Source organism: Dietzia sp. SLG310A2-38A2, assembly GCF_014145095.1.
In the GTDB taxonomy this organism is placed as follows: domain Bacteria; phylum Actinomycetota; class Actinomycetes; order Mycobacteriales; family Mycobacteriaceae; genus Dietzia.
The window spans coordinates 1-3,056 of the sequence record NZ_JAALDX010000290.1 but is presented as its reverse complement, the minus strand read 5'-3'; the positions used below and the strand labels follow the sequence as shown (position 1 = coordinate 3,056).

At 71.1% G+C, this 3,056-nt stretch carries 5 protein-coding genes and 1 pseudogene; all 6 read right to left on the bottom strand.

Translation table 11 applies throughout. From position 1 onward, the window contains the following. Positions 1 to 101: 101 nt before the first annotated feature. Complete coding sequence (locus G6027_RS10880; protein ID WP_187702814.1) at positions 102 to 353, bottom strand: hypothetical protein; 252 nt, start codon at positions 351 to 353, stop codon at positions 102 to 104. A gap of 28 nt (positions 354 to 381) precedes the next feature. Then, the gene (mgtE, locus tag G6027_RS10875) at positions 382 to 1,830 is read right to left on the bottom strand and encodes a magnesium transporter (RefSeq protein ID WP_182637196.1); all 1,449 of its coding nucleotides are present in this window, start codon (positions 1,828 to 1,830) and stop codon (positions 382 to 384) included. Next, a complete protein-coding gene (locus G6027_RS10870; protein WP_182637195.1) occupies positions 1,823 to 2,200 on the bottom strand; it encodes a monovalent cation/H(+) antiporter subunit G in 378 nt (125 codons plus the stop codon). Before G6027_RS10870 ends, mgtE begins: the two co-directional genes overlap by 8 nt. Next, positions 2,197 to 2,454 carry a monovalent cation/H+ antiporter complex subunit F gene (locus tag G6027_RS10865; protein WP_182610375.1) on the bottom strand — a complete coding sequence of 86 codons (258 nt, stop codon included), beginning with the start codon at positions 2,452 to 2,454 and terminating at the stop codon, positions 2,197 to 2,199. Before G6027_RS10865 ends, G6027_RS10870 begins: the two co-directional genes overlap by 4 nt. Next, complete coding sequence (locus tag G6027_RS10860; RefSeq protein ID WP_182637194.1) at positions 2,451 to 2,816, bottom strand: Na+/H+ antiporter subunit E; 366 nt, start codon at positions 2,814 to 2,816, stop codon at positions 2,451 to 2,453. The genes G6027_RS10865 and G6027_RS10860 overlap by 4 nt, the downstream gene beginning before the upstream one ends. Next, positions 2,813 to 3,056: pseudogene (locus tag G6027_RS10855) on the bottom strand (monovalent cation/H+ antiporter subunit D family protein); the annotation flags it as partial. The pseudogene G6027_RS10855 and the gene G6027_RS10860, both read right to left, overlap by 4 nt.

Genomic DNA, 3,056 nt, shown 5'->3' with positions numbered 1-3,056 from the left:
TTCCGGGAAGCGGAGGAGTCCCAGCGTCCCGGCGGTGAAGAACAGGCCACCGAGGACGGCGGCGATGATCGCCGCGACGTCGAGGACGGCGCCCGCACCGCTCATCGTGGGCCGGCGGTGACCATCGTGACGGTGAGGACGAGCGCCAGCGCCACCAGGACGAGCGCCGCGTCACGCAGCGAGGGCAGGGGGCCGGTCACCGAGAGGACCGCCAGCGACGCCGCGCCGGTGGTGCCGGCCAGCACGACCCCGGTGACGCGGTCGCGCGGGCCGGGACCGCGGACCACCCGGACCAGGCAGGCCAGGATGTTGAGGACCAGCACGATCATCAGCGCCTGCAGGACCACGGTCATCACGTCCACGGTTGCGACCCCTGCACCACTACAACCCCAGCACCGAGCGGGCGATGAGGAAGTACACGATCAGCCCGATTGCGTCCACGAACGTCGTGATGAACGGGTTGGAGAACACCGCCGGGTCCGCCCTGACGGCCTGCGCGAGCAGCGGCATGAGCCCGCCCACCGTGGCGGCGATGGTGCACAGCGCCAGCAGCGTGAACCCTATGACCAGCCCGAAGTCGAATCCGAAGATCAACCCCGCGGCGACGAACCCCACCCCGCCGAGCGCCAGACCCAGGATGAACCCGGTGCGTACCTCCTGCACCAGGACCCGCAGGGCGTCGCGGGGGCGCACGTCGCCGAGGGCCAGGGCGCGGGTGACCGTCGTGGCGGCCTGGTTGCCGGTGTTGCCTCCGGTGCCGATGATGAGCGGTACGAACAGCGACAGCGCGACCACTTGCTCGAGCGTCGTCTCGAACACCGCGAGCACCTGCACGGTGAGCGCGGCGCCCAGTCCCAGCACGAGCAGCCACACCACGCGGGAGCGGACGATGGACCGGACGGGCGTGGACAGGTACGGCCGACGGAGCGGTTCGGCACCACCCTGGCGGGCCGCGTCCTCGGTCTCGGCGTCCTCGAGGATCCGCAGCGCGTCGTCGACGGTGAGGATGCCCACGAGGCGGTCCTCCTCGTCCGTGATCGGCAGGACGATCACGCGCTCGTCCGCGCTGAGGCGGGCGGCCTCCTCCTCGGAGGCCCGGGCGTGGATCGAGATGGCGTCGTTCATCAGGTCCCCGACGAGGGTGTCGGGCTCCGCGCCCATCAGGGACCTCAGACCGACGACCCCGATGAGACGGCGCCCCTGATCCACGACGGGGATCGTGTAGATCGTCTCGACGTCGACGAGCCTGGCGCGGACCCTGTCGAGCGCCTGCTCGGCCGTCATCTCCGGTCGGGCGGAGACGAACTCCGGCGTCATCCTGCGGCCGATGGAGCCGGCCGGGTAGCCGAGGATCTCGTTGGTGAGTGCGCGCTCCTCCGGCGGCAGACCGCGCAGGAGGCGCGTGGCGACGAAGGCCGGGAGCTCGTCCATGAGCGCCACGCGGTCATCGGGATCGAGTTCCTCGAAGAGGTGGGCGACCTGCTCCTCGCGCAGACCGCGGAGCAGCTCGGACTGCACCGGCGCGTCGAGGGCCTCGAACAGCACCAGTGCGCGCCCCTTGGGCAGCAACCGGAACGCGACGGCCCGGTCCCGGTCGGCGCTGCGCTCGAACATGTCCACCACGACCTGGTCCGGCAGTGACGCCATGAGGCGCGAGGCCGCCCGGAGATCGCCTCGCGAGCGGAGCCGGGCCAACCTCCTGGTCGCCTCGTCCAGGCTCATCTCGCCGTAGGTGCTGTCCTCCTCGACATGGTCGTCGACCAGGGCGAACCCCGTGGCGTCGGTCGGTGGCCCCCCGGGATCGTCCGGGAGGTCGCGCGGCTCACTCATCACCGGCCTCCTGCGGGGAGTCGGCCGGGGTGTCGGTCGCGAACTCGATCTGCGAATACCGGGTCGCCGTGGTGGGCGCGGCGCCCGAGAGGAACCCCGAGCGGGCGATGGCCATCGCACCGATGGCGGAGGAGGCGAACTGGAGGATCGCGGCCACCACCACCTTCGGCGCCGCCTCCCAGGTGGGGTGGAGCAGGAAGGCGCCGACGATCACGAACACCAGCCCGAGCCCGGCGGCCGCGCCGATCGCCGAAGACCGGACGTAGAGGTCGGGGAACCGCAGGAGGCCGATGGCGCCTCCGAGGAACACCACGGAGCCCGCCAGTACGGAGACCGACCCCAGGACGGTCGCGAGCAGGTCCCAGCTCATCGCCGACCTCCGGACATGAGTCGGGCCAGCGAGAGCGCGGAGACCAGGCCCACCAGCGTCGCGACCAGGACGAGGTCGTAGACGAAGGGGCTGTCCACCCTCACGCCGACCAGGGCGAGAAGTGCGATGAACGCGAAGAAGAGCAGGTCCGCCGCGATGGCCCGGTCCCCGGCGTGGGGTCCGCGGACCATGCGGTAGGAGGACAGGACGGCCGCGATGGAGACCAGGACGATGGCTATGTCGACCGCGATCACCGGACCAGCCCCTCTCTCCGGATCGCCCGCAGCATGTGGTTCTCCATATCGTGTAGCGAGGCCGTCAGGTCGTCGGGGTCCGGGAAGTACATCCCGTGGACCACGATCTCCCACCCCTCGCCGTCCCCGGGATGGTGCGCCCCCAGGGTCAGGGTCCCCGGGGTCAGGGTGATGAGCGAGGACAGCACGGTCACCTCGAGTTCGGTGCGGCACCTCGTGGGGAACCGCACGAAACCCGGGGTGATCGAGGCGTGGGGGAGGAAGGCGTCCCGGACGACCTTCGCACTGGTCGTGGTCTGCTGCCAGAAGAACCAGAGCAGGAACCACAGGATCCGCAGCGGCCAGGTCAGGGTGGCGGTCATCCGAGCACCGCCTGGATGTATCCGGTCGGGTCGTACAGGTTGGCCGCAGCGGTCCCGGACAGCTCCAGCAGCAGTTGACCGCCCAGCCCCAGTGCCAACGTCACCACGGCTAGCGTTAGTGCGGGCGCCGCGAGCGCCAGACCGATCCGGCGACCCGGGGGCACCATGACGGGGTCGTGAGGCCCGGCTTCGGCCGTGGCCGTGGACGTGGCGGTGGCCGTCGTGGTGCCCCCGGCCGCG